Origin of the sequence: Clostridium nigeriense, from assembly GCF_900086595.1 — a bacterium.
GTDB lineage: Bacteria > Bacillota > Clostridia > Clostridiales > Clostridiaceae > Clostridium > Clostridium nigeriense.
Genome location: NZ_LT575472.1, coordinates 234,680 through 260,890, shown reverse-complemented (window position 1 = coordinate 260,890; position 26,211 = coordinate 234,680). Strand labels below are relative to the sequence as shown.

At 25.8% G+C, this 26,211-nt stretch carries 35 protein-coding genes and 1 tRNA gene; 4 read left to right on the top strand and 32 right to left on the bottom strand.

Annotated features, from left to right (window positions below; translation table 11 throughout):
• Positions 1-6: 6 nt before the first annotated feature.
• Complete coding sequence (locus BN6774_RS01550; protein ID WP_066889408.1) at positions 7-810, top strand: MurR/RpiR family transcriptional regulator; 804 nt, start codon at positions 7-9, stop codon at positions 808-810.
• A 28-nt stretch (positions 811-838) separates the two neighbouring features.
• On the opposite strand, the gene BN6774_RS01545 is transcribed toward BN6774_RS01550, so the two are convergent.
• The 28 genes from BN6774_RS01545 to BN6774_RS01440 all read right to left on the bottom strand — a co-directional run bounded on the left by BN6774_RS01545 (position 839) and on the right by BN6774_RS01440 (position 18,956).
• Positions 839-1,099 (bottom strand): hypothetical protein, encoded by a 261-nt coding sequence (locus tag BN6774_RS01545; protein WP_066889406.1) that lies wholly within the window; start codon positions 1,097-1,099, stop codon positions 839-841.
• A gap of 8 nt (positions 1,100-1,107) precedes the next feature.
• The gene (locus BN6774_RS01540; RefSeq protein WP_066889404.1) at positions 1,108-1,488 is read right to left on the bottom strand and encodes a hypothetical protein; all 381 of its coding nucleotides are present in this window, start codon (positions 1,486-1,488) and stop codon (positions 1,108-1,110) included.
• A 21-nt stretch (positions 1,489-1,509) separates the two neighbouring features.
• The gene (locus tag BN6774_RS01535) at positions 1,510-1,875 is read right to left on the bottom strand and encodes a DUF2089 domain-containing protein (RefSeq protein ID WP_066889402.1); all 366 of its coding nucleotides are present in this window, start codon (positions 1,873-1,875) and stop codon (positions 1,510-1,512) included.
• Between the two features lie 271 nt (positions 1,876-2,146).
• Positions 2,147-3,511, bottom strand: coding sequence for a 6-phospho-beta-glucosidase (locus tag BN6774_RS01530; protein ID WP_066889400.1), 1,365 nt, complete (start codon positions 3,509-3,511; stop codon positions 2,147-2,149).
• An 86-nt stretch (positions 3,512-3,597) separates the two neighbouring features.
• A complete protein-coding gene (locus BN6774_RS01525; protein ID WP_066896370.1) occupies positions 3,598-4,740 on the bottom strand; it encodes a Card1-like endonuclease domain-containing protein in 1,143 nt (380 codons plus the stop codon).
• Between the two features lie 427 nt (positions 4,741-5,167).
• Complete coding sequence (locus BN6774_RS01520) at positions 5,168-5,551, bottom strand: protein-export chaperone SecB (RefSeq protein WP_066889397.1); 384 nt, start codon at positions 5,549-5,551, stop codon at positions 5,168-5,170.
• Positions 5,551-5,847 carry a hypothetical protein gene (locus tag BN6774_RS01515; protein ID WP_066889395.1) on the bottom strand — a complete coding sequence of 99 codons (297 nt, stop codon included), beginning with the start codon at positions 5,845-5,847 and terminating at the stop codon, positions 5,551-5,553. Before BN6774_RS01515 ends, BN6774_RS01520 begins: the two co-directional genes overlap by 1 nt.
• A complete protein-coding gene (locus BN6774_RS01510; protein WP_066889393.1) occupies positions 5,837-6,409 on the bottom strand; it encodes a hypothetical protein in 573 nt (190 codons plus the stop codon). Before BN6774_RS01510 ends, BN6774_RS01515 begins: the two co-directional genes overlap by 11 nt.
• A gap of 483 nt (positions 6,410-6,892) precedes the next feature.
• Positions 6,893-7,252, bottom strand: a complete 360-nt coding sequence (locus tag BN6774_RS01505; RefSeq protein ID WP_066889391.1) for a hypothetical protein — start codon at positions 7,250-7,252, stop codon at positions 6,893-6,895.
• 118 nt (positions 7,253-7,370) lie between these two features.
• Complete coding sequence (locus BN6774_RS01500) at positions 7,371-7,742, bottom strand: hypothetical protein (RefSeq protein WP_159426805.1); 372 nt, start codon at positions 7,740-7,742, stop codon at positions 7,371-7,373.
• Positions 7,743-7,746: 4 nt separating this feature from the next.
• Positions 7,747-9,072 carry an FtsK/SpoIIIE domain-containing protein gene (locus tag BN6774_RS01495; RefSeq protein WP_066889387.1) on the bottom strand — a complete coding sequence of 442 codons (1,326 nt, stop codon included), beginning with the start codon at positions 9,070-9,072 and terminating at the stop codon, positions 7,747-7,749.
• Positions 9,073-9,112: 40 nt separating this feature from the next.
• Complete coding sequence (locus BN6774_RS01490) at positions 9,113-9,367, bottom strand: hypothetical protein (RefSeq protein ID WP_066889385.1); 255 nt, start codon at positions 9,365-9,367, stop codon at positions 9,113-9,115.
• Between the two features lies 1 nt (position 9,368).
• Positions 9,369-10,181, bottom strand: a complete 813-nt coding sequence (locus BN6774_RS01485; RefSeq protein WP_066889383.1) for a rolling circle replication-associated protein — start codon at positions 10,179-10,181, stop codon at positions 9,369-9,371.
• A 374-nt stretch (positions 10,182-10,555) separates the two neighbouring features.
• Positions 10,556-10,723: a hypothetical protein gene (locus BN6774_RS18440; RefSeq protein ID WP_159426804.1), complete on the bottom strand. Its 168-nt coding sequence runs from the start codon at positions 10,721-10,723 to the stop codon at positions 10,556-10,558.
• A gap of 84 nt (positions 10,724-10,807) precedes the next feature.
• Positions 10,808-11,143, bottom strand: a complete 336-nt coding sequence (locus BN6774_RS01480; protein WP_066889381.1) for a hypothetical protein — start codon at positions 11,141-11,143, stop codon at positions 10,808-10,810.
• Position 11,144: 1 nt separating this feature from the next.
• Positions 11,145-11,858, bottom strand: coding sequence for a sigma-70 family RNA polymerase sigma factor (locus BN6774_RS01475; protein ID WP_066889379.1), 714 nt, complete (start codon positions 11,856-11,858; stop codon positions 11,145-11,147).
• Positions 11,859-11,928: 70 nt separating this feature from the next.
• Positions 11,929-12,702 carry a hypothetical protein gene (locus BN6774_RS01470; protein WP_066889377.1) on the bottom strand — a complete coding sequence of 258 codons (774 nt, stop codon included), beginning with the start codon at positions 12,700-12,702 and terminating at the stop codon, positions 11,929-11,931.
• A 6-nt stretch (positions 12,703-12,708) separates the two neighbouring features.
• Positions 12,709-12,858, bottom strand: a complete 150-nt coding sequence (locus BN6774_RS18435; protein ID WP_159426803.1) for a hypothetical protein — start codon at positions 12,856-12,858, stop codon at positions 12,709-12,711.
• A 937-nt stretch (positions 12,859-13,795) separates the two neighbouring features.
• Positions 13,796-14,710, bottom strand: coding sequence for a hypothetical protein (locus BN6774_RS01465; RefSeq protein ID WP_066889375.1), 915 nt, complete (start codon positions 14,708-14,710; stop codon positions 13,796-13,798).
• Between the two features lie 218 nt (positions 14,711-14,928).
• On the bottom strand, positions 14,929-15,093 hold the full coding sequence (locus BN6774_RS18430; RefSeq protein ID WP_159426802.1) for a hypothetical protein: 165 nt from the start codon (positions 15,091-15,093) through the stop codon (positions 14,929-14,931).
• A 138-nt stretch (positions 15,094-15,231) separates the two neighbouring features.
• Positions 15,232-15,375 carry a hypothetical protein gene (locus BN6774_RS18425; protein ID WP_159426801.1) on the bottom strand — a complete coding sequence of 48 codons (144 nt, stop codon included), beginning with the start codon at positions 15,373-15,375 and terminating at the stop codon, positions 15,232-15,234.
• Positions 15,356-15,526, bottom strand: a complete 171-nt coding sequence (locus tag BN6774_RS18420; RefSeq protein WP_159426800.1) for a hypothetical protein — start codon at positions 15,524-15,526, stop codon at positions 15,356-15,358. The genes BN6774_RS18425 and BN6774_RS18420 overlap by 20 nt, the downstream gene beginning before the upstream one ends.
• Before the next feature lie 177 nt (positions 15,527-15,703).
• Positions 15,704-16,024, bottom strand: coding sequence for a hypothetical protein (locus tag BN6774_RS01460; RefSeq protein WP_066889374.1), 321 nt, complete (start codon positions 16,022-16,024; stop codon positions 15,704-15,706).
• Positions 16,025-16,130: 106 nt separating this feature from the next.
• On the bottom strand, positions 16,131-16,286 hold the full coding sequence (locus BN6774_RS18415; RefSeq protein ID WP_159426799.1) for a hypothetical protein: 156 nt from the start codon (positions 16,284-16,286) through the stop codon (positions 16,131-16,133).
• 4 nt (positions 16,287-16,290) lie between these two features.
• A complete protein-coding gene (locus BN6774_RS01455) occupies positions 16,291-17,655 on the bottom strand; it encodes a replicative DNA helicase (protein WP_066889372.1) in 1,365 nt (454 codons plus the stop codon).
• Between the two features lie 12 nt (positions 17,656-17,667).
• Complete coding sequence (locus BN6774_RS01450; RefSeq protein WP_066889370.1) at positions 17,668-18,426, bottom strand: hypothetical protein; 759 nt, start codon at positions 18,424-18,426, stop codon at positions 17,668-17,670.
• Positions 18,427-18,554: 128 nt separating this feature from the next.
• Complete coding sequence (locus BN6774_RS01445; RefSeq protein ID WP_066889368.1) at positions 18,555-18,737, bottom strand: helix-turn-helix domain-containing protein; 183 nt, start codon at positions 18,735-18,737, stop codon at positions 18,555-18,557.
• Between the two features lie 15 nt (positions 18,738-18,752).
• A complete protein-coding gene (locus BN6774_RS01440) occupies positions 18,753-18,956 on the bottom strand; it encodes a helix-turn-helix transcriptional regulator (protein WP_084766823.1) in 204 nt (67 codons plus the stop codon).
• A gap of 137 nt (positions 18,957-19,093) precedes the next feature.
• On the opposite strand from BN6774_RS01440, the gene BN6774_RS01435 reads away from it, so the two are divergent.
• Complete coding sequence (locus tag BN6774_RS01435; protein ID WP_066889366.1) at positions 19,094-19,918, top strand: helix-turn-helix domain-containing protein; 825 nt, start codon at positions 19,094-19,096, stop codon at positions 19,916-19,918.
• 205 nt (positions 19,919-20,123) lie between these two features.
• Entirely contained in the window at positions 20,124-21,281 is a 1,158-nt protein-coding gene (locus BN6774_RS01430) for a tyrosine-type recombinase/integrase (protein WP_066889364.1), read from the top strand.
• Between the two features lie 119 nt (positions 21,282-21,400).
• On the opposite strand, the gene BN6774_RS01425 is transcribed toward BN6774_RS01430, so the two are convergent.
• From BN6774_RS01425 to BN6774_RS01415, 3 genes are all read right to left on the bottom strand, one after another.
• Positions 21,401-21,477, bottom strand: a tRNA-Arg gene (locus BN6774_RS01425).
• A gap of 62 nt (positions 21,478-21,539) precedes the next feature.
• Positions 21,540-22,469 carry a sensor histidine kinase gene (locus BN6774_RS01420; protein ID WP_066889362.1) on the bottom strand — a complete coding sequence of 310 codons (930 nt, stop codon included), beginning with the start codon at positions 22,467-22,469 and terminating at the stop codon, positions 21,540-21,542.
• A 231-nt stretch (positions 22,470-22,700) separates the two neighbouring features.
• Positions 22,701-23,462: a DUF1189 family protein gene (locus tag BN6774_RS01415; protein ID WP_066889361.1), complete on the bottom strand. Its 762-nt coding sequence runs from the start codon at positions 23,460-23,462 to the stop codon at positions 22,701-22,703.
• Positions 23,463-23,616: 154 nt separating this feature from the next.
• On the opposite strand from BN6774_RS01415, the gene BN6774_RS01410 reads away from it, so the two are divergent.
• A complete protein-coding gene (locus BN6774_RS01410; RefSeq protein WP_066889359.1) occupies positions 23,617-24,846 on the top strand; it encodes a L,D-transpeptidase in 1,230 nt (409 codons plus the stop codon).
• Between the two features lie 78 nt (positions 24,847-24,924).
• Here the strand turns inward: BN6774_RS01410 and BN6774_RS18780 are convergent, their stop codons facing one another.
• Positions 24,925-26,160, bottom strand: coding sequence for a L,D-transpeptidase family protein (locus BN6774_RS18780; protein WP_066889357.1), 1,236 nt, complete (start codon positions 26,158-26,160; stop codon positions 24,925-24,927).
• Positions 26,161-26,211: the final 51 nt, after the last annotated feature.

Sequence of the window (26,211 nt, the reverse complement as noted above, 5' to 3'; positions counted from 1 at the left end):
ATTTATATGGGGGATTTAATATACAGACTTTTAATATTTTTAAATAGTAGTAAGGAAAATGATATTAATTATAATATAGCAATTACTATGCTTAGAAATGTTCGTATTATACCTAATATGTCTATTAATAGGCTAGCTGAACTTTGCTATACTTCTCCTGCTGCTATAACACGATTTTGCCATAAACTTGGATATACAAGTTTTATCGAATTTAAAGAAAATATTAAGAAAAATATAGATAGCTATAATGAAGGTTTAATGAAGCCTAGGTCAATTTCTTACGATTTACCTAGAGAAGACTTATTAAATAATATGTCCTTAGAAATACTTAATGAAATAGATACCTTTAAATCCTTTGTAGATTTAAAGGTAATTGATAGGGTAGTAGAACTAATTTATAGTAGTAACAATGTTTGTATATTTGGAACTCAATTTTCTCAATTAATGGCTCAAGATCTTCAAAGAAAATTAGCTAATCTATCCAAGATAATTTATAATGCTAATGATGTACAGGAGCAAGAAAGATTAGCTAGTGAGTTAGACGAAAATTCTTTAGCAATATTAATTTCACCAACTGGTAGATTTACTATTTATCACGAAAGACTTTGGGAAAAGATCGATAATAGTCCTGCAACAGTTGTTGTTATAACAGAAAAGGAAAATCCTTACTATAAAAAAAGAAGCGATTATATAATTTATCTTCCTCCTAGAAATGATTCCAATGAATATGTACAAAATCATAGGTATGATTTAGCATATCTTATTGAATATATATATACAAGATACGGAAACCTATATAAAAATAAATAGTGGATCTGTTTTAAACAGTTCCACTATTTTAAACTTTAATTAACACATAAGTTCCATCACTTGATGTAATCTCTACTAAAGTAAGCCCCTTAAATTTTTTTAACTCTCTTACTGCACACAATAGAGCTTTTGTATCTAAATAATCAATATATTTTATAGCACTATCTAAATCAGTATCTGAGTCAACAAACTTACTAATATATTTTGATATTCTTATTCCACTAGTTATAACAAACATAGGAATATAAAATTTAATATTTCTTTCCTCTGACTTAATAACTATTTTCATTTTTTTACCTACTCAATAACAACTCTAACAACATCACCATTACTAGAATCAACTGTAACTATTTCTCCAAGCATTTCATTATCTAAAGCAGTTATAATTGATTCGCTTAACACTTCAAAATCAATACCTTCCATTTCTGCATTTTTAATTGGTAATTTTCCAGTTGCTTTTAATATTGCTCCTATAACAGATACCGGCAGATTAACTCTTACATTGTCTCCTTTAGATGAATCTATAATTACCTTAAGCATTCTTTTATCATAATTCTTTACTATATCTAAACTTTTTTCTTCTTTTGCAAACATAGCCTCAATTAAATCTGCACTTTTTTCTATACTTAGCTTTTCTTCAGATAACATAGTTAATACTTTTAATAAATCCTCTCTCATTATATTCACCTCCAAATATTCCTAATTTTCCTTAATTTTCTCTATAGCCTCTTGTGCTGATATCTCACCTTTTTCTAATGCATCTATAACATCACTAGTTGATGTTTTTATTAATTTTGCGTTACTCTTATACCCTAAAGCATTTATTACCTCGTCTAGTTTTGCTCTAACTGTTGGATAAGAAATTCCAAGCTCTTTTTCAACATCTTTGATACTACCTCTACACATAATAAAAACTTCTATAAATTTAAGTTGATCTTTAGATAAGTAATCAAACTTAGAAAATTCAAATTCATTTTCTATAACAGTTTTACATGAAGAACACCTTAATCTAGTTGCCTTCATATTTTTATTGCATACTGGACAAGAAGTTATTACTTTATACATACCTTATCCCTCCTGTTAATATTATATTATTCCTCATCAATTTATTTGTCAATAAAATAATTAAAAATATTTATTTATAAGTTAATATATTTAATTTATTATTTTCAATTTATTAATACTTTTTATTTTTATATTAATTTTATTTATAATTTATCTATTTTTATATAAATAATAGTTAAGTTCACTAAAAAAAGAAGAAGCTGATATTAAATAACCGCTTCTTCTTAGTATTATAACTCATAAATAATACTTTATATTTTTAATTATTAAATTAAAACTCTGCTCTTTCAACCATTTCAATTTTTTCTATAACATCTTTAAATTGAGGTAAATATTCCTTATGGGCAACTAACATTTCATTTAATAACTTTCTTCCTCTTATATCATCTGCTACTAATGGATTAGTTACCATAGCTAAAAGTGCAGTATTATAATCTCCAGTATAAGCTGCTTCAGCTGCTAATCTTTCAAATGATTTAATTTGACTAACTAACCCTTGTGCAAATATAGGTAAATCAGAAACTGTTTCTACTGGAACTGGACCATCCTTACCTATATAACAACTTACTTCAATTGCTGAATCATCTTCAAATTGCTTTAATGTTCCATTATTTCTTGTATTCACAGCAATTACAGTATTTTTATCATTATAAATTCCATTAATTACATTACAAGCAACATCTGAATAGTGAGCTCCACCACGCTTTGATAGCTCCTCTGGTTTTTCCTTCAAATCAACATCTTTGTACATTTCAAATAATTTCTTTTCTACTTCCATTACTACTTCAGCTCTAGTTCTACCCTTCTTAAACTCTTCTAACTCATCCTTAAGCATATCTCTAGTCTTATAGTAATATCTGTGATAAGGACAAGGAATTACTCCGAATGCCCTTATGGTAGCAACATCCCAATCTAAGTCTTTTATATTTGCCATTGTTTGACTCTTTGCTTCAGGTGCTGTTAATCTTCTTATAACTTCAGCTGTAACATCTTTTCCTTCATTATATATTCTTTCTGCATAAACCATATGGTTTAATCCTGCAAAATCAACAGTAATTTTATCTCTATCTGCTCCTAATACATCAGCAAAAGCATATTGTAGTCCAATTGGAACATTACATACTCCAACTACCTTTTTATGAACTCCGTATCTTAGTAAAGCTTCAGTAACTATTCCTGCTGGATTTGTAAAGTTAATTAACCATGCATTAGGACATAACTCTTGAATATCCTTAGCTATATCTAATATTACTGGAACTGTTCTTAATGCTTTAAATAACCCTCCAGCTCCATTAGTTTCTTGTCCTAAAAAACCATGACTTAATGGAATTCTTTCATCTTTACATCTTGCTTTTAATAGGCCAACTCTTAATTGTGTAGTAACAAAATCAGCATCTTTTAAAGCTTCTCTTCTATCTAAAGTTAAATGAATATTCATTGGAACTCCAGCTTTTTCAACCATTCTCTTAGCTAAAGCTCCAACTATTTCAAGCTTTTCTTTTCCTTCTTCAATATCCACTAGCCAATAATCACTTACAGGCATCTCATCATATCTTTTAATTAATCCTTCTACTAGTTCTGGTGTATAACTTGATCCTCCACCAATTGTAACAATCTTTAAAGGCTTCTTTTCCATAGTCTAAACCTCCATAAATATATTTTAATTTTCTGATAATTTAATTATACACTTATTTTCTAGTAAACAATTTCATTTTTTGAAAATTAACCTTTATTAAGTATTAATTTTATATTATTCTTAAATTTCTCTTCATTTCCATCAAATATTATAAGGCTTATTCCCATTTCCTTGGCTCTATCCTTAACAGCTAATTTAATTGGCTCCTTTGTGGCAACTAAAATTTTATAAGCATTTTCTCCTCCTATTTGTTTACTATAAACATCTAGTTCATTTAAAGCATCTTCATTATATTTATCGCTATCCTTACATGAAATACAAATAGGTATAGAGTCTTTTACAGCAATTACATCAACTTCGTTTCTTACTATTTTACTATTATCATTCCACAAAAACATAACACCGCTTTTTACTTCATCTATTTCCTTAATTTCATTAATTATATTGTTAGTTGCTACTTCTAACCAAGTTCCACTTTTAAAAATGAATGATTTTAGATATTCATTTTGAAACTCAACCTTTATAACCTTATTTTCTTCATTATGATATTCTATTCCTCCTATTTTTTTTAACTCATTAAGAATTTTCTCTAATAGTTTTTCTTCTTCATTATTTAATAGTTTCAAATTTATTCTTATAGTCTTAGAGTTTTGTGAGTCGTGTAAAAAAATATTAGGATCATATAATTTTTGTTTATATTTATGCCAAGTGCTTAAATTTTTATAAATAGCTTTAGTTAATATAACTAAAGCTTCATTATTAGCTAGATCAGTTGAATCATTTATTAATTCTCCTCCACTAGCTTTTACGAGTTTATCTAACTTTAACTCTTCAAATTCTTCTTCAATTACTCTTACTTCATTATCAAACATGTATAAGTTCTTGTTTTTTATATCTACATATATAGACTGTATAGAATTTTCTATACATAAATTTAACAGTTGCAATGAATTTACTCTACTTCCTCCCGTTAAATTTACTATAATTTTTTTATTTTTATTTTCATTTATTATCTTGCTTAACGCTAATATATCTCCATTTTTTATCAACAAACTTTTAAATTTTATATTGGGCAAAAAATTATTATAATACTTTTTTAAAGAATCTAATAATCCCTTATTATCTTCTTTATATATAAATAATACACTCTCTGGATTAAATTTTTTAGTAGCTATTATACTACTCTCATTATGATCATCTATTTGGTTTATTAAAACATCTATATTCATAAAATATCTTTCCTTTATTATAAATAAATATATTTTTAATTTATCCAAATATATCAAACTTATCCTAATAAAAAATCATGTTATATAAATTTATTAATCTCTTATGATTTAATATAATTTTTTTTAATAATAAAAAAAATCTCGTAAATTATAAATTTACAAGACTTTCTGGTACGGCGGAGAGGATTCGAACCCCCGACCAACTGGTTCGTTTAATAGCATTTTAATATGTTTTAAACCATTTATAAGTACTTACTTTAAGTAAGTTCACTTTTTAATCAGTGTTACTTTTGCCCCTCTTATTTTATCCTATAAGGGGCAAAAAAGAGGGCAAAGATTCACTTTATAATCTACCATTTTAATTACTATGTAATTATTAAATAGCTTATTCTATTATATACCTATATTTCTATATTGATTAGTTATATTAATTATCTTTATCCAATAATGCATTAAAATTAATCGGTGGAAGTATTATTGGTTTTACACCTATTTGTGCAGTTAATGTAGTTAAAAAACTTCTTACATATGGAAATAATATTGCCATAGCATTTTTTTGTAAAAACTCTCCCTTTGCCTTAAAAATTCCAACTGTTGAGAATTCCAGATTAAAATCATTAGAATTAGTATCGCAAATTTCTATATTTATATTAACTCTATAACTATTACTTTCTCCCTCATCAACTCCTGCTCCTATTTTAAACTCTAGATCAGAATCAATTTGGGAATATGAATTACTTCTTTTATAAGTTATATCCTGTACATAGACATTTCCCAATTCTAAAATACAATCATATGTTTGTCCACTCATTAAGCTACCTCACCATAAAATTTATTGTATTCTTTTTCATTAATTAAAGTAACGTATTCATTGCTCTTTAAAGTATTTATATACAAATTGCTTTCATTAGAAAAAGTCTTCTTAAACGAAAACATCTTTATAGCATTATCCTCTATACTTCCCATATTAATCATATTTATATCCTTTGATTTATCTAACTCAAATTCCACTCCATACTCATCTAAACTTCTAATCATATCTTCTTTTTTCATTGTTTCTAAATCACTAATTAAACTTTTTAATAAATCATTTTTGTTAATCATCATTTCTTTCCCTCCCAATACACTTTATTGAATCAGAATTAATAATGTTTAAATTTTTAACACATAATATTCTACAATTAGGAATATTAGATGCTATTAACTTTACATCCATTTTTCTCTTTCTTAATTCTATGTATCTACTTTGAGTTATTGCTTCAAAGTCTCCTTTTTTAGCTATATTATCTATAATCATACAATCTAATTTTTTAACGCTATTTTTTTCATTTTCATTTATCTTTATACCATTTTTATAATGTATATTTAAGAAAGCTTCTTTATATTCATGAAACATTTGTTGATAAATATATTCATCCAAATTTAATATCTTACTTGATTCAACATGTATACTTGCCTCTACTATTGAAGAATATTTAAATCTTTTAACATTTTTTGCCCACTTTAAACTATTTTCTTTTGCATTATCTCCAATAAAATAATAAATCCCTTTTCCTATCCACTCATCATCATTTTCACTAGGATTAAATTTTCTCTCTCTTAAAATACCTTTTTCCCCATCATAACTAGTCCCATGATAAGCAAGTATATTATTTAGCTCATTGCTCATACCTTCTCAATCCTATCTTTAAGTATTCCTATAAAATAAAAAAATATACAAAATAATCATATTATTTAGTTTTTATGTTATATAGTATATTTAATACCATTCTATACCATTTAAATGTATTTGAAAAGAACTTTTCGCCTTTTAAATTTATAAAAATTAGTATTATTTTCTATAACTAACTATATAAGTTTTTATATATACAATATATAGTATCACTATTATCTTCTATATCTATATATATACCTTTGTATATATTATAAAGTTTTCTTAAAATAAATAACTATCAAAAAAGACAAGAAAAACCCTCATCTTCTTTTAATATTTATAATTTTTTATTTTATAGTTAATATTAATTTATGAATACTAATCACTCTTTCTTTTATATATTTTTTATACTAATACATAAAAAAATAGAGTAAAGAAAATCTTCACTCTGACTAAAAAATAAATTAAGTTACAAACTATTTATACAAAAGAATATAATCAACTTATTTTTTCTCTAAATAATTCCTTAAGCGACTTATATTCTTCTTCTACTTGTTTGTGATAATCATCAATAGATGTAATATTAGCTTTTTTAATACTAATATTTGTGTTTTCGTTAGTTTTATTATATTTAATATTATCATGTAAATTAAATTTTAATTGTTCATAGTAGCTTTCATTATCCCACATAATAGGAGCTACTATTTTTTCATATTGCTTTCTAGTAATACCTTTAAATTGAATAATTTCTTCTGCTGATATAGGTTGTTTCTTGCAGCTCTTCAATTTGGCAACTAGATAAGTAATAGATATTTTAACCATAACAAATAAAATCATAGTCATTAGGAATTTATACATTCTTTTTCTCTCCTTATAGTTTATTCATACCTCTTTTATTTTTTTGTTTTGTATAAGTGTTTTCTGGTGTTTTGTATAAATAGTTTGCTTGTGTTAAAAGTGGTATGTAAACCTAGAGTTAAAACAGAAACTTCTCTAGGTTTGAAAATTCTAAATCAGTATAAATTACTTCAAAATTTTTAGAATTATATCTAATACTTTTCTTTTCTTCTACTATTATTAAAATAGGGAATGTATCCCTAAACTCATTAAAATCCTTTCTATGCTTATATAATTCTTCATAGGTATTATTTATTGTAAAAGCACTTAAACGCCCCTTTAAGTCAATTTCTAATATCGTTAGATATATATAACCTTCATATATGAATTCTAAAAAACAACTAGGTTTAACTTTTCCATTTAAATATACTGGATCATTGACTATACTCGTTATTTTACAGTTATTCCTTTCTAGCTTTTCAATATATTTATTTAAAATTTCACTCTTCAACTTTTTAGATGTCATCAACTTTAATCATTCCCTTTTTAGGTGTTTTATTAGGCTTTTGATAAATAACTTTTTTATTTTTCTTTACATTACTTTCTTCAACTACTTCTTCTTGCTGTAGCTCTTCCACTTTCTCTTCTTCAAGATTATCTAATAAGCTCTCTAGTCTATTTAAATCTGTTTTTGTAATAGAAGAATTAGGAGTTATTATTTCCTTCACATATTGATTTAAAGCCTTAAAATCTTCATCTACAAAAGGAGTTTTAACTATATCCATAGGTTTATTAGTGCCATATATTAAACACTCTCTATCGTCTAAATTTATAGCATCATCACACTCTATTATATTTTTACTATCTATAGAACTTATTTGTCTAAAGCTTATTCTACACATTTGACTTTTAACATCAGAAGGTAAATTAGAAACTGTACTTCTTTGAATTAATGCTATTAAATGAATTCCTGAACTTCTTCCAGCCTTAACTATTGCCAATATATTATCCCAGCACTTACCTTTTAAATATTTAACTTCTTCATTATCACTACTTGAGGGCATAAAGAAAGATAACTCTTCTATTACATAAAATATTCTTTTTGCTTTTTCTCCCTGAAAATGCTTGTTATAATGATTTAAATTCTTAATTCCAAATTGTGCAAAATGCTTACTTCTTAAATCTATTAACTTAACAACCTTCTCTAAATCCTCTGAAATTTCTTTTAAATCCTCACTAGCAAATTTCACTGGTCTACAATTTTTAAATACTCCCAAGTCGCCTTTTACTATTTGCCCTAAATGTATTTCTATTTCCTTACTTGAGTTATATATTAAATTAGTCAATATAGTACTTATTAAAAAACTTTTACCAGTACCATTAACCCCTCCAACTAATATATGAGTAAATCTATTTACATCTATTAAATAATTATTACTATCAAACGTCTTTCCTATATATAGTTCAAATGATTCTGTTTTTACTGGATGATAGATAAATTTACCTATATCCTTTGTAATTATTTTTATTTGTACTGAGCTTGAAAACCTCTCTTTATATATAGATACTAAACCTTCAAACTTATTTTCTATTGCTTCTTTTGTGTCCTCAATTTTTTTTAATTCAAGTCCTGTAGGTATTTTAACTGTTAATATAAAACCATTTTCTATAAACTCAACTTCTTTCACTTCTGGAATTGCTTTAGAATCCTTTGTACTTAACTTTAACTCTTGCATTAGCTCCTTCCAGGAGTTCTTTATTTTACTCTTCTTTCTCTTTTCTATAGTTAGCCTAAAATATATTGAAGTTGCAGCTAGTCCTCCAACTACTACTAATTCCATAAAACAACCTCCAAACCATATATTATCTAGGTTCTTTTATTCAAATAATTCCTTCCTCTGAAATTATTCTAGCAATTTCTAACTTCAATCCATATTTCGTACTACTTAAATCAAAATCCATTTTAAACTTAGTCATAGACTTTAATTTTCCTAATAGCTCTAATTCCTTATTTATAATTTGAAAGTTGTCCCCTGATGCTAAATCTAATAAATTTATAATTAAATATCCTTTACCTTCTTTATTTTCCTTTACTTCAACTTTAGTAACTAAAACATCAATACTCTTTAATTTCATATTATTTACTCTCCTTTAATTCCATATCATAATAATTTACTGTACCTATATGCTCTCTTTTCTCGTCTATATAGCCTATTGAATAACTATTGGTAAATGTTATGCTATAGCCTTTAAATAGACTTAAAATTTCCTCTATGCTATCTCTTGTGTATATCTTTTCTTCTATAGGCTTATTTAAAGTTTTGTTACTATAGCCGTATATTCTAAATCCTTCAAGCTCTTTATTTTCCATACTTTTAGTAATATAAGTTGCAACATATAGAGCTACATTGCTATTCCCTTCCTGGTCCAAATGTCTTATATCTACAAATCCATACTTCCAATACTTCTTACAAAAAGCATTTTCTAAATCTTTATGCTCCTGGCTCTTTTTCTCTTTACTTATGCTTAATTTTATTTCAATAGGTATATTACATAGTAAATGATAATGCAATCTATTTTTTAACTCGCCATATTCTAACACCCAAATGTACTTTAGTCCCTTATAATCTTTTCTTAGCTTAGTAAATAATATATTTAAGCTCTTCTTACTCTCCTTGTAGTCCTGCTCTTTAGCAAATGTTAATGTTATGAAAATATTCATATCCTCATTAGCTTTTATAAGCCTAATAATATTGTTTCTAGCCTTATTTAAAGTTTCTTTCCTGACCTTCTTATTTTGACTTTCATTTTTATTCTTAGGTTTATCCCCTTTAATAATTCCTTCAATAATTTTAGTTCCTTCATGCTTTTCTCCTTGCTTTATTAAATAGTTGTTTATCTTGTATATCTCTACTCTTCTTCCACTTCTAATAATTTTAAGATTATACATTTTTAAACCCTTGAATTATTTCTGTTTGAATTACGCTGCTACTATCAAGTTTAGTAATAAAAAATTCTTATGCTTACTTATAAAGTGGCTACCGCCTCCATAGATAATGTATCTTTCGTTCATGCTCATCATTTCGCAAGCTCATTCGAGCATTCACTCAAGCTCCATGATCTACTGCAGTTGGTCTGCTTTTATTAGTACGCTAACCCTTTTGTTACTAACTTTTAATCACATAACTGGCGTTACTTGTTATAAGAAAATATAGACTTGATTTATTAATTAGATTATTTTGATATTGTTATGTTTTATTTATATGCCTATGTCTTTAAAATGTTTCCTATGTCTGACAAATAATTTATAAAAAAAGAAGGGAACTAATATCTCCCCTTCTCTTCCTGTTCTTTATATTGTGATATAATTTGTTTTATAGCATTAGAAACTCCAATAACTTTAGATTTTTCCATTATATATTTATATAGCTCTTCGTCAATTTTATTATTTTCTCTAAAGTTTACAGTTATTCTTTTCCTATTATCAACCATATAAACCTCCATTACACATATGTCGTTAATAATATTATATACCAATTTATTACAATATTGAACTTGTTAATAATATATATTATTTTATATTTTCCATCTATTACTTTCAAATAACTCCTTAGACTTATTAGATATTCTATATATTGTACTCCTTGATAATCTATATTTATCAACTAGCCTTTCAACTGGTATCTTATTAATGTATTTATCTATAAATATATTCTTATGTAATTCAATATCCTTATATAGACCTAACTCTATATTCAATAATTGTGATTTTATATCCATAATTTTATCTTCATATTCTCTGAATAATCTTCCATATTTCAATCTCTTTATAAGATCAGTTTCATTTTCTTGTAACTTCTTATATTTCTCATATTCTTTTTTTATTTTAATTATATCCTTAGCTTTAACCACACTATACCTCTATTCCCCAATCTCTAAATATCTGTAAATGAAACTTATCTATATATCCAAGCTCTGCAAACTCTTTTAAATTATTCATGGCCCAACTACTATTTCTTAATTTTCTTAAAGCTTGCTTCTCTATATCTCTTACTCTATTACTAGAAATACATACTATTTCCGATATTTCATTTAAATTCATTCTTTTTGAGTTCCAACCATATCTAAACTTTAATATTTGTCTTTGCTCTAAGGTATTATATTGATTCATAACCTCCTCTAACTCTTTTCTTAAGTTCTGTATATATATCTTCTCTTCTACATTTTCAAATCCATAATCTATTTTCTCTATAAAGTCCCCTAATTCTCTTGTTTCGCCTTCTTCTCCTGTAGTGATATTAAGGCTTGTACAACTACTATAAAGCTTATTATTGCCTATTTGCTTAGTGCTTCTTCCATTTACACAACTATGTATATATCTATCTATATAAAATACTGCAAATGTAATAAATTTAGCTTTCTTTTCATTGTTAAAATCATATTTATTTGCTGCTGCAATAATTCCTAATACTCCTTCTTGTATTAAATCATCTAATTCTAATTCTCTATTAATTCCATTATATTTAATAGCTATCTTTTTTATTATTCCTATATTATTCTCTATAAGCTTATCTAAGGCTCTATTATATCCATTTTGGTATAGTTGTATCAATTCCTCATTATCCATTTAAACACCCCTTAATTGCATATAAAAATAACCCTGGTAAATGCCAGGGTAAGTTTTTTTAAATAAATTTCTACATTTTCCATGGATCATTAATTCTACTACTAATTAAAGTAAAATCATTCTTTATATCTTTATTTAAATATAAACTTCCTGGATATTGCCTTCTTAATGCTCCGGATTTAAAAGTATTAGATATCTTTTGAAATTCATTAGTATAATCTGTTTTATACTTTTCAATCTTGCTAACTATATCTTGAATTTTAGTTCTATTTTTTCCACGCTTAGATGCTTCTACAACATCTATAACTTTATTAGTCTTCTCTTGTCCTGCATCTACATTAGGAATATCATTATTTAGTATATTTCTAGCTTTTAAATAGACTATATTAACCATTTCATCACTAAAATTACTATCTAAGCAAATATAATTAAAAACAGATTCTAATATATCAGCATCATTTATGCTAGTAATATTACTAATCATAGTATTAACGTACATTAATTGCGGCATTATCTTAGGATTTAATCCATTTATCTTTTCTAGTGTTTTAATTTCATATTCTTTAAGTATTATTGCCATTTCATTATTTAAATCAGCATAATGATTTAATGCAGCATAATTCACTTTATCAATGAATCTATCAAGAATTTCCTTATTTTTATTGATTTTACCTTCTGGTGAGTATTCTGTACTCTTATTAATATAATCAACTTGCCTATTGAAATCTTTTAATAATGATTGATACTCTTCATTAGCTACACCAAGTCTTTTGTTTAATTTGTTTTTACGTTCTTCGTAAAATTTTTCATTTTCATTTATTAATTGTTCTAACTTATTTTCCATTTTAAATTACTCCTCCTCAATTGCCCCTATTCTTTCCCTTATAAAATTATTTTCTGGTATATCCCTCATAGGATCTTCTAGTAAAGAAACTCTATCTTCTAATTCCTTTACCTTTTTAATTAAATCTTTAACTAATTTTTCTATATCTGAACTCATATATAAGGCCTCCTTTATTTCGCCCTTTATTTTGAAAAAATATTTTTCCTAATAGCTCAATGCTAACTACATTCAAATTTAGAATGTACTCCTATACTTAAATTTTAAAAATATAATAAATTTTTATGGAGTCCGTCGACACGCTTAGATCCTTTCCTATTTTAGAATGTACCTCTATCTCTACTGTAGCTTTGTAATTATCTAACACCGTTATTCCAATTTCGTTAAATAAAGGTTTGGCGAAATCACTTAAAACCACGTATTCAAGCCATTTGTTAGATGCGAAATCATTGTTTTTTGTTTAGTTGTTATAAACTTTTGGATAAAAATCAAGATTTCGTAATGGTAGTTGCGAAATAGTATTTTTATCGTGTCAAGAAATACCTTTTAACGATTAAAAAAATCTTATTTTTATCGCGTTACAAAACTCTTGTGGCACCTCCTTTTTATCGAGTTTATCAACCTCTACTCTTAACAGGACAACTTAACACCTAACAATCCATTATATATAATCCTCAAACTCCCTATATTACTTGTATTAGGCTTGCTTTTATTACACTAGGATTTTATGAAATATGTTAAGCATTTGTCCACCTTAGCCTATACTCAAAGCTCTATTCTGTATAATCAAATTTAATACCTTAACATAAATCTATAATTGTATTTAACATCTAAGCTTATTCTTAAAAAGGTTTCATTTTCGCTATGTAATTACATGTTATATATAATATATATAGGTTGTAGTTTCCCCCTTATAATGACACCTTTTATAAAATAAAAAAGACCATAGGAATATACAGTATCAAAACTTATATATTTCCCATGGCCTTTATGCCTTCCACTTTTTCAAGTAGGGTACTAAATTATTTTATTGTTATGTTAATCTCTATCTTTATTATACTACAAACACCTCTTTATTACTAGTGTTTTCAAGGCCTTAGCATACTTTTTTATATATTTTTTCTATCTCTTTATTGTCTTTATCAACTATATAATAAACATTATTTTCAAGCTTCTTTACTCTATATTTTTTAGTGTCAAATATATTACCTTTCTTTAATTCATTTATAAATTTACCTTGATAATCCTTTATTAATTCTCTTATACTTAATTCTTGTATTACTTTTTCTACTGCAATAACATTTCCATTTTCATCAATAGTTGCACTCACCATAGAATCTGAGAACATTTCTTCAAACTTATTATCCATTTTATTTCTTAATTTAGGATCATCATTAATTGCTTTCCACATATAATCACTCATACAATTAAATAAAGGCATTTCATAGTTAGGACAATCTATAAAGTCTTTATTTCTTCCCCTTCTCCATCTATATTCTCCATGATGAATAATATACGCTTTTGTAATAGAGCTTGTACCAGTTTCCTTCTTGGATTGATATTCATCAATTCTTTTAATTTGCTCGTATGATCCACCTATAAGTTGTGCTATCTCTTTTTTATTAAAATATTTATCTAACATAGGTACATATAAATTAACTAATACATATCCTAGTGAATTTAATTGAGTTTTATAATTTTCTATAAGCTTATCTATTGCACTATAATAATCTAAATATTCCTTCTTGGTATTCTTGTCAATATAGTCTAAATCTAATACCCCCTTCGCTCTTTTCTTATCTTTATAGCAAGTATCTAAGTCCTTATATATATTTATAAGCTTAAATTTTAACTTTAAGAAATTATTGCTAATAGCAATTCTGTCATTTTCTTCTGCTGCATTTTTATTTATTCTAACCCAACGATTAAAATCTTTTTCTGAGAAAAACTCTCTTAATTGCTCCATCTTTTCATCTTTTATTTGTTCTTTACTTTTATACTCAACTATCATAATTTCTCTCCTTCTATTTATAAGGCTATAATAGGCTCTATATTCAATTTAAAAGTAATTAGTATAAATATATGAATTTACTTGTAATATCAAATTTAAGCCTACTTTTAGCCTATACAGTATACTATTTTAATTGTTAATCTTTTTATTATTTGAATTAATGATTATACATTTCTTTTTCCCATCTAAAATCTTTATTATGAAAGTTTTCAAGTCAATCACCCCTTATGCTTTTTATATTCACTTTTAATTTGATTAGTATCTTTAGCTACTTCTCCTACAAAAGCATATATATTTATTCTTGGTGTATTTTTAATAGCATCTTCTATGCTTTCATATCCACATTCATCTATTAAAAATCTTTTTATCAATTCTATATTCATTAATACCACCTCTTAATAAGCTTTATAGTTATTTATTAAGTATGTGTTATTATCAGAATTTTATCCTCTTTTAACTATACTTGATAAAATCTTGTAGAATTCCCTTTCATTATTAGTCATATTTATATACCTCACTTATTAAGATTCTATATCTATATACACTCTATAGTACTTTCCTGTTTTTTTAGGTGTACTTACCTTCTTTATATTCTGTTTTTTTAATACCTCAAGGATCTTGACTCTTTCAACTTCATTTTCATATCTAACTTGTAGCTTTATCATTAATACCCTCCATGTACTGATTTATACCTTCTTTTACATATACAACCCTTGAATTTCCTTCCTTATCCTTTATGGTTATTTTTTCTATACCCTCTAAAAGATTAAGTAAACTTTTTTTATAGTCTATCTCTAAATCTATATAATCTTTCATATGAATACCTCTCTTAAATTCAATTTAAATATTTATTTATCTTACTTATTTTTCATAATAATATCTACAGCTTCTTTTCTCTTATCAACTCCACTACAGATATTCTCAATAATTACTTTTCTTTTTCCATTTGTTGTTACAATGCTAAACCTCTCCACTTTCACACTCTCCACCTCACTATCTGATGTAGCTTCTTACACCCTCTATATTATTTAAGAACTTTAAATTAGTAAGTCCGGCTCCTACTCCTTCTCTAAAATAAAATCTACATATGTTTGTCCACTTATTAGCAAGTACAGTTTCTAATTTATCTACTAAGTCTTGCTGCTCAATAGACAAATTGCTCTTAATCTTATCCCACATCATTAAAACTTCTTTATCTAATTCTTTTTGACTTAGATCAATTTGACTAAATTTAAACTCTCTGAATTCTTGAACATTACCAAATTCACTTTCTATTACACCTTCAACTAATCCATTTATTGTTTTATAATTCATCATTAATTCTCCTTTAACCCTTGATTTTTTGAGCCAATAGGATATACTATAGTTGTATTTTCTATGTTTATCCTATTGGATATTCATTAACTTATGGATATTGGTACTATCTATAAGTTTTTTTCTTTCTTTTATATATCCTTCTTTCGCCTGTCATAAGTTCCCCTACTTCAATTTTTGTAGGCTTGTCTGCTTTACTATACTTATCACCTATTATTAAAGCTCTACATATTAATTCTTGTGTTTTATCTATAAATATCACCCCCCTAATACCAATTACTAATTCTATAGTTTGGAGCTTTCCATTTAACTGCTACAATATCTTTTCCACTTGCCCTGCTTTTCTTTATTAGTAAATTAATACATTCTGGATTAACATCCGGATCCGTTGAACTGTAATTAATTCCACCTTGATTCGTTAATATATCCCTAACTACTTTGTTATCTAGTTCTATATTTCTATACATTCCTATTACTATGTCACTATCTCTATAAATACTTGCCCCTCCTGCTATGTCATTAACTGCTACCTTTTCCCAAATATTAAGATTTTTGTTACTTATTTTACTAGCACATTCTTGCTTTCCTTGAGCTAATATTACAATAGGCTTATTTATCTTTATTGCTAATTTCTTTAATAACCTGGTACACTCTGCAACCTTATAATGTTCTTCCTTGTTATTTCCTGTTATGTTAATAAGATTTATATAATCTATAAATATAATGTCTATGTCATGTTTCATAATTTCTACTTGAATCTTACTTGTTATATTTATTAATTCATCTTCTGTACTTATTAAAAGCTTATTATTAGCTGATAAATAAGAACTAGCTTTAATTACTTTTTCTAACTCATTATCGTTTAATTGACCACTTCTAATATTCTGAAAAGGTATATTAGTTAAGTTTGATATTAATCTATCTCTTACCTGTTCTTTAGTCATTTCTAAACTAAAGAATAAAATCTTTTTATTGTTTCTAATGCTATTTAGTCCTATTTGTGCTGCTAATGTAGTCTTACCAATTCCACTAAACGCAAATATAGTTACTAGATCTCCACCACTAAAACCACTTATTTTATTATCTAACCCAGTTAATCCTGTCTTTATTGGATTTATTTCACCCTTTATTCTTTTTTCAAGTATATATAAATATTCTTCTTCTTGTTTATCTGATGTTTCTGAATTATTTTCATATTCTATTGTTTCTGCTATTAACCCTGTAACTTCTTGCTGTAATTCTTCCAACTTCTTACCTATATTGGCTCTTATATGATTAGATAATGATATTAGCTTTCTTTTTTGACTATACTCCTTAAGTATTTCTATATAGTTTATTAAGTTTGCTGATGTTATTACTGATGTAGATATATCAGTTACATAAGATACTCCATTAACCTTACTTAATAAGTCTTTATCCCTTAGCTCCTCAATAAGTAGTAATAAATCCATAGTTGCTTTATCTTTGAATATGGTCTTTATTGTCCTAAATAAAATTTTATTGTAGGTATAATAAAAATCTTCTTCTCTGACTTTTTCCTCTATTACTTTGATACAACTACTATTGTCTATAATCATAGCTCCTAAAATTGTTTTCTCTACTTCCTGGCTATAAAGCTTTTCATATTCCATTAAATCACCTCTTTACTTAGTTGTTATATAAGCTGATATGTCTGTTACCTTCCCCCTTTCTATGCCTTTATTTTTTAATTCAAATATTCCTTGCCATGAATTAAATATACTTTGATTTAATATCTCTATCTTTTCATTGTCATTAGCCCCTAACTTATCAAGCTTACTAATTAATAAACTCATAGCTCTATCTGTCATAGGTTTCTTTATAGACTTTCTCATTTTCAAAAACTCTTTTAATGTATTTCTTAACTCTAAGTTTCCAGTATAAGAATTAATAATTTTATCTAAATTTGTACCTTTTTCTTTATTAGATATTATATTGAGATTATTATATTGAGATGAGTGCTCCTTTTTCTTCTCCTTATATTTCTCCCTTGGTTCTCCCGTATCATTACCAAAGCTAGTATTTTCAATGTCTATTGTTCTCCTATTACTCTCCTCATTGTTCTCTTTATTGTTCTCCTCAAATTTTTTATTAAATCTTGTTAAAAAGTACTTGCTACTAGTTCCCTTATTCCCTTTAACAGTTTGTATTATTACTGCACTTTTTGTAGTTAATTCTTTAATAGCTCTTTCCATTTGCTTTTTAGTAATTCCTAACCTTCTTCCCCAACTCTCATAGTCAAACCTAAACTCTCCAGGTAATAATCCTTCATATTCCTCTTGGGTAAGATTAGCTCTATACTCACATTCCATATAAACATCAAATACATAGCTTAAATTTGAATATCTATATTTTTTTCTTATTTCATGTTCGGTAAAATTCAATCTATCACCTACTTTATTTCAATGCCATTCTGAAAAGTTGAAGTCCCCTACGAATAACCAGCTTATTCTATAGATTGCATAGTTCTATGTACTGTTCTAATAATTTAATGTTCATATGTAGTCCCCCCTTACTTAAATTTACATTGATTATTCGCCCACTCTTGAAGTAATTCTCTATTAATGAAAATTCGTTTCCCCAGTTTCAGGCTTGGAAAGTCCTTTCTTTTTAATAGATCCTCATATAGCCTGTTTCTTCCTACTCCTAAAATCTTCATACATTCTGCTGGAGTAATTAAAATAGTATTTTCCATAATAAAATCTCCTTTCTATTCTTCATCACTAAAAAATAATTCTTCTACTGTTGAGTCGAGTAGAATTGCTATTTTTTTCATTAACTTAGCATTAGGATTTTTAGCTTTACCATTTTCTATAAGCCTTAAATATTCTCTAGATATCTCTAACTCATTAGCAAAATCTCCTGCTTTTATTCCCTTTCCTACTCTCAATGATTTAATTTTATATTTAATCACCTAATCACCTCCACACCCAATTCGGGTATCACTTTAATTATATGCTATCACCCATTTTGGGTTATGTCAATTGTTTTTTTAAAATTTCTAGTTTTAAAATACCCAATTTGTGCTATACTTATATTGAGGTGAATTACATGGATATAGGACAACGTATAAAAAAATATAGACAAAGTTCAGGCATATCACGTGAAGAACTTGCTGAAAAATTAGGATTATCTAAACATGCTATTGCAAAATACGAACAAGGACAACGTAACCCTGATGGGAAATTATTGATAAGAATTTCAGATGCTCTTGGAATACCTATTTCTTATTTATTAGAATCAAAAGTTCTAGATGGCAAAAGGCTTAAAAATCTTTTAGAAACTAAGGGGATATCTAGAGAGACTCTTAGTAAGGTTTTAAATCTAGATGAAAAAACTGTAGATTCTTTCTTTAATGATTGCGAAATTATAGATTCAGATCAGATAGAAACCATAAATAAAATTGCTGATTTTTTTGAAATTAATCCAGGATATATTTTGGGTGAAACTGAATTTAAATTTTATGAGGATCATGAAATTGAAAGTTTCTCTTTAATATTTGATTCAATGAAGAAATGTTCTAATGATGATATAAATATTATGTCAAGGGATATTTTAGAGTTACTTTTCTTAACCTTATATGATCCTATCTCTGGAGAAAATACTGGACTATTGAATATTTTAAAAGAATTAATAGAATTATTATATAAAATCAATCATAAATTATCTGCTAACTTCTATGCTACATTTATTGATAAAGTAAAATATAATAAAAATTTACTATCCAAAGAAGATATTGAATTGCTTATTAATAACTCAAAAGAGGAATTTTCTAAAAATATAAATAAATTAGTAGAATATTATTCTAATATTGATCTTATACAAGAAGAAACAATGAAAAAAATTTATAGAGAAATTGAGCTTGAAGATAATTAAATCATAATAAATAAAAAATAATAATGAATAAATTTCCATTTTTACTGATTACGAAATTCGTCTCGAGTAGATGAGCAAAATATTTTGCTCGTTCTATATAACATTATTTAACGACCTAAATTTTAAGGTAGTTAGTAAGCTAACTTAAGAACGGCTGAAAAATTTCCTTAGTTTCACTAAATAATAATAGAAAGGAGTTGATATAGTGGCTAAAACAATCTATAAAAAGAAAAATAAAAATGGTAAAGAGTATTATTTCTATAGATTAAGGCATAAAAACTTAAAAAATCCAAAGGATTTATACGGAAGTACGGTGAGAGAACTTGAAGAGAAAATTAGAGCTTTAAAGAATGAACTAAATAATAACATTACTGATAATAAAGAATTTTTCGGAGTATTCTTTAAAGACTGGCTTTATAATACTCATATGACTGATAAGAAAGCAGCAACTAAAGAAAGATATGATGGTATATTTAGAAATTATATTGACAATAGTCCAATTTATTATATAAAGCTTAAAGATCTTGAACCTTCTCATATTCAAAATTATTACAATGACTTAGTATCTACTGGTAAAAGTATTTCAGTTATTAATAACCTTCATAAGCTTATAGCTCCATGTATTAGATATGCTAATATTAGTAATAGAATATTAAAAGACTTCTCTAAGGCTATTGTATTACCTAAAATAAGTCAGAATATCAATAAGGGAAATGATGTAATACCTTTTACACTAAATGAACAACTAAAGTTTATAGAAGCTATAAAAGGAAATGACTTAGAAATGTTATTTATAACTGCTTTAGATACTGGATTAAGGCAAGGCGAACTATTTGCTCTTACCTGGAATGATATAGACTTAATAAATAAAGTTATCTATGTTAATAAAACATTTAAGAGAGTTAAAAATACTGATACTGGAGAATATGAGAATATAATTCAAACTCCTAAAACTAAGAAAAGTATTAGAATTGTACCTTTACCAGCTCACTTAATAGATAAATTAAGGCAATATGAAAATCAACAAAAGGAATTAAGAATAAAAGTTGCTAATCTTTATGAAGATAATAACTTAATATTCTGTAACTGTTTTGGTAGATATTTAGATAGTGGAAATGTATTAAAGAAATTTAAAAAGATACTTAAAGAGAATGATATTCCAATAAGAAAATTCCATGATTTAAGACATACATATGCTACTAGATTATTCGAACTTGGAGAAGATCCTAAAACTGTTCAAGTATTATTAGGCCATAGCAATATATCAATTACTCTTGATACATATACTCATGTATTAGATAATTTAAAAGATAATGCTATTAGTAAATTAAATGATTTATATAATAAAGTGGGTATTAAATAACTCACTTCTTTTTTGGTTTATAAAAAGCTATAAGGGGCAAAAAAAGGGGCAAAGTTCATAAAACTATTAATATTAGACAAAATAAAAACCTCGTAAATTCGCTATTTACAAGGCTTTCCTGGTACGGCGGAGAGGATTCGAACCCCCGACCAACTGGTTCGTAGCCAGCTACTCTATCCAACTGAGCTACCACCGCATATATTTTTTTGACATTATTTATATTATCATACCTATTTGAATAAATCAATAAAAATGATTTTAATTATTATATATGTCAGAAAATTCTACTTCTAGCATTTGTATTTTATTACTTCCATCATCATTTAAACAATAATCATCTTTTTCTTCAACTGTCTTTATAGGAAAACTCAATATAAATTCACATCCTTGGCCTTCCTTACTCTCTAATCTTATTTGACCATCCATAGATTTAACTAAATAATTTACTAAATCTAATCCAATTCCACTACCAATTGCATCACTGTCTCTTTTTTTAGACATTTGATAAAATCTATTAAATATTTTTTCCTGATACTCCTCTGGAATACCTGGCCCTTCATCCTTTATAGAAATTTTTATTTCTCCATTAAATACAAATATATCTATATAAATATTAGTATTACTATATGAAAACTTTATTGCATTTGATAATAAATTCATTATTATTCTATCAACTACTTCTGGATCTATTCCCATTATGCATTCTTCTTCATTTGTATCAAATATTAATTGAATATTCTTTTGCTTTGCATATTTATCTATACAATTTATAGTACTTTCAATCATAGCTATAATATCTATATTCTTTTTATTTAATACATAGTAATTGTTTTCCAATTTTGTTGTATCAATTAAATTATTAATTAACTTTAACATTTTTAGACTATTTCTTCTTACTATGTTCATATACTCTAAAGCTTTTTTGTCAGTAACATATGCACTTCCATGATTTATAACTTGCATAACACTTAGTATTACGTTTAAATGCCCCCTTAAATCATGTGAAATATTTAGCAAAAAGTTTTCTTGTTTTGAATTTTTATTTGTTAATTCTGTTATGATATTTATCATTTCATCCTTTGTTAGTTCATTACTATCTTCTGAAGAAAATCCATTTAATTTGATTTTATTGGATAATAATTCCCTATCCAAAAATTCCTTATTAATCATTTTAATAATTCCTTTCATAACAGCTTTAGATTTTATTTAACACCCATAATTCTAGTTTATCATATCCCCATTTCTACAACAATATCTTTTGTATATTTTTCCATTTATCATTTTCTTCATTTTATACATTTTTATTATATATATAGTAATATATCTTATTTTTGCAACAAAATTTTACATATAAAAATAAGAAGGTGATATTGCAAAATTACTTATTAATTTTGCAATATCGCCTTCATTTTCAATATTCTATAATTGTATTTCACTTCTCATATAATTTACTACTAAAATTAAATACATTCCTGAAATTAATAAAGAAAATGTTCCAATTGGAATAATTGCTCCTAATATTGTAGGTAACGTTGTTGCATATATACAAATTTTAAATATATCTCTATATTTTAGATTTAAACCGTTAAGATTATTTAATATAATTCCACCTATAGATAATATGAAAGCATTTATCATGAATTTAATATAAGTTAACAATATAGAGGCAAAAAAAGCTAAGTATTTAACAATTCCAATAATGCTTAAAGCCTTTAATACTATATCATTATCTATTTTTTCAATTAATGGCAACTCACTAAATTTATAGTTATACTCATTTCCATTTATTCTATAAGATATTCCATCCTTTAATATTGCAAAAGACTCATCCTTATGTACTACTACTTTTCTTATACTATCAACATTATCTAAAGATATATTTGTATCTATGTAAACTATACTTCTACCCTCTTCTCTTTTTATTGGAGAATTTTCAAAATCTAATATTCCATCTTTCAATATAAATTTAAATTCATCTGAAGAAATTATATCTTCTATATTTTTTTGCATAGTTCCAACAACAGCAAAGCTAAATGCCCCTAAAAAAGATCCTACTAATAAGGATAACATTAATGAATATATTATTGCTTTAGATAAGGTATCCTTAATTAATTCATTATATTGCCTTACACTAGTTATACTAATTCTTAGTCTATTAATAAAATTTATATTCTTATCCATCTAATTTACTCCTTAGGATTTACTATTTAATAATATCTTATCATATAAAAAGTTTTTTATAAATAAAGGTAATTTTTATAAAAGTTAATTTTTTCAGATTAAAATTTATCTTTTTTGTTAATGATTATAGTATAAGTTTTAAGGAGGTCCAAAAATGTACAGTAATAAATCCAAAAAGAAAAATAGATTTTCTATTTTTAAATTTCTCTCTATTTTTGTTTTATTAATATTATTAGGATTTACTGCAAATGTTTATTTAGACTCAAAATATGAATCATTAACTTATAGTTTTTATAATAAATTTAATAACTATGAATTTTCCGATGCTAAATCTATATTAGATAATAAAATTTTAAGTATAAAAAGAAATAAACTAAATAATGATTTAAATTATTACTTTACAGATATAGTTAATAAAATTTGTGTATCATTATCAAACAATACTATCAGCTCTAATAAAGCTATGGAAATTTTAAATGAAATAAAAGAATACAATATTTTAAATTCATCCTTAGATAAATTAATATCTGCATTAGATGAATCTAATAATGAAAATAAAATAAATACTACTAATAATTCTTCTTCATCTGATATTAGTTTTAATCATAATGAAGATAGTTATTTAAATCTTGGCATAGCTGCTTTTAATTCTAAAGATTATGATAAAGCTATGGAATACTTTAATCTAATCCCAAAAGATTCATTAAATGATTATAAATTGGCTAAACAATATATCGATGATTATAAAGCTAATTATAAAGAGTATTTACTTGAAAGCGTTGAAGAATTGGTAGCAAATAAATATTATACAAAAGCTATTAATATTTTATCTAATTACGATTCAAGTCTATTATCTAAGGATGAAATAATTGAAATAGATAATAAAATTAATTCAATAAAACTATTTAGAGAAGAATATTCAGGAGAAGATTCTGAATATACCTCAAATGCTATACTACAAGAAATTACTCCAAACAATATAAATAGTTTTTCTATAGCCAGTAAAACATCTTATTTAGTATATTTAAATTTAGCCAAACAAATAACTTATGTTTATGAAGGTTCAAATAATAATTGGAATCTAATTAAAGAATTTACTTGTTCCACAGGAGTAGAAGGTAAAGAAACTCCTAAAGGAATATTTGCCGTTACAAATAGAGGGGACTGGTTTTATGCTGAGGAGTTTCAACAAGGTGCTAAGTATTGGGTTCAATTTATGGGAGATTACTTATTTCACTCATTACCTTTTGACGAAACTCAAAGTACTGTATTAGATTATACCCTAGGGGTTCCTGCTTCTCATGGTTGTATAAGATTAAATGTAGAAGATGCCAAATGGCTTTATGATAATATTAGCAATGATACTAAAATAATAATAAATTAACCTCTAAAAAATAGGCTGTTTAAAACAGCCTATTTTGTATATATTTCCTCTCTTTTATTGTACTACTCACCGTATTTATTAGTAATTGCTATATATAGCTTCATATGTAAAATCCATAATTACAACTGGATTTTTAGATGGCTTTATTCTATTAAGTATATTTACTAGATTTTGTTCTGGTATAGCTACACATCCATAAGTATATATCCCCATATCACAATGAATAAAAATAGCTGAACTTTTTCCTGGTATTACTGGCCACCTATTGTAATCAATAACTAGAGAATAATTATAATACCCTGGAAAATCCATTAATTTTTCTGCAGAATTCCATCTACCATTAGGGTCTCCAAATTGCATTGTATTATAATATTGTGAATTTTCATCATCTACCCAATACTCTGATCCATCTAGCTGTCTGTATGTCACTCCACTTCCTGGATTAGACTTTATTCCAAAAGCTTCTGTTAAAGTGTATATTCCTGTTGGTGTACACTTATCCATTTCATAAACTTCACTAGCATTTTTCATTCCATTTTGTCCTAACCTAGCTTGTACTCTATCTATTTCTAGCCAATTACCCGATGAATCCTTTTCCCAAAATACTAATTCTCCATATGATCCACCTTTACTTATTATAGTTATAATTTGACTTGAATTTTGTGCTGCTGAAGTATTTGAAATTCCTAAATTTTCACTATTACTACTAAAAGAATTACTATTACTACTATTTATAGTAGTAATATTTAAACTTACTTCCTCTTTTTTCTTTTCTTCTAACTCAATATTAATTTCTTCAAGCTTTTTATTATATTTAGCTTCTATTTCTGAAATATCTTCCTCTGGATAACTTTCTTTAAAATTATCTATTAATTCCTTTACCGAATTTATCTCTTCATCAATTAACTTTAATATTTCTTCCTTTTTACTACTTATTTCATTTTTATATTCTTTAATACTATCCTCTATACTTAAAATTTCCTTAGTCATTTCATTAAATATATCAGTATTTAAGTTTTCTCTATAAGTTTCCTTAAATTTATTAAGTTTATCCTCTAAATTATTAAAATTCTTCTCTTCTTTTATAGCTAAAAATTCTTCAATTATATCTTTATATAAATTTAAATTTCCATTTTCATTGCTATTATTTATAGCCTTTAATGCATCTTCGTAGTTTCCACTAACTATAAAATTCTCTATATTTCTAACTATTTTCTTTTCACTATTTGATTTATAAATTGAAAAACTAAAAGTAAGTATAACTATAAGAGATATTATAGAAGCTATTTTAATAACGTATTTTTTGTTTTTCATAATTCCTTCTCCTATACCAAAAAAGTCTACATAAATTATATCATATAAATA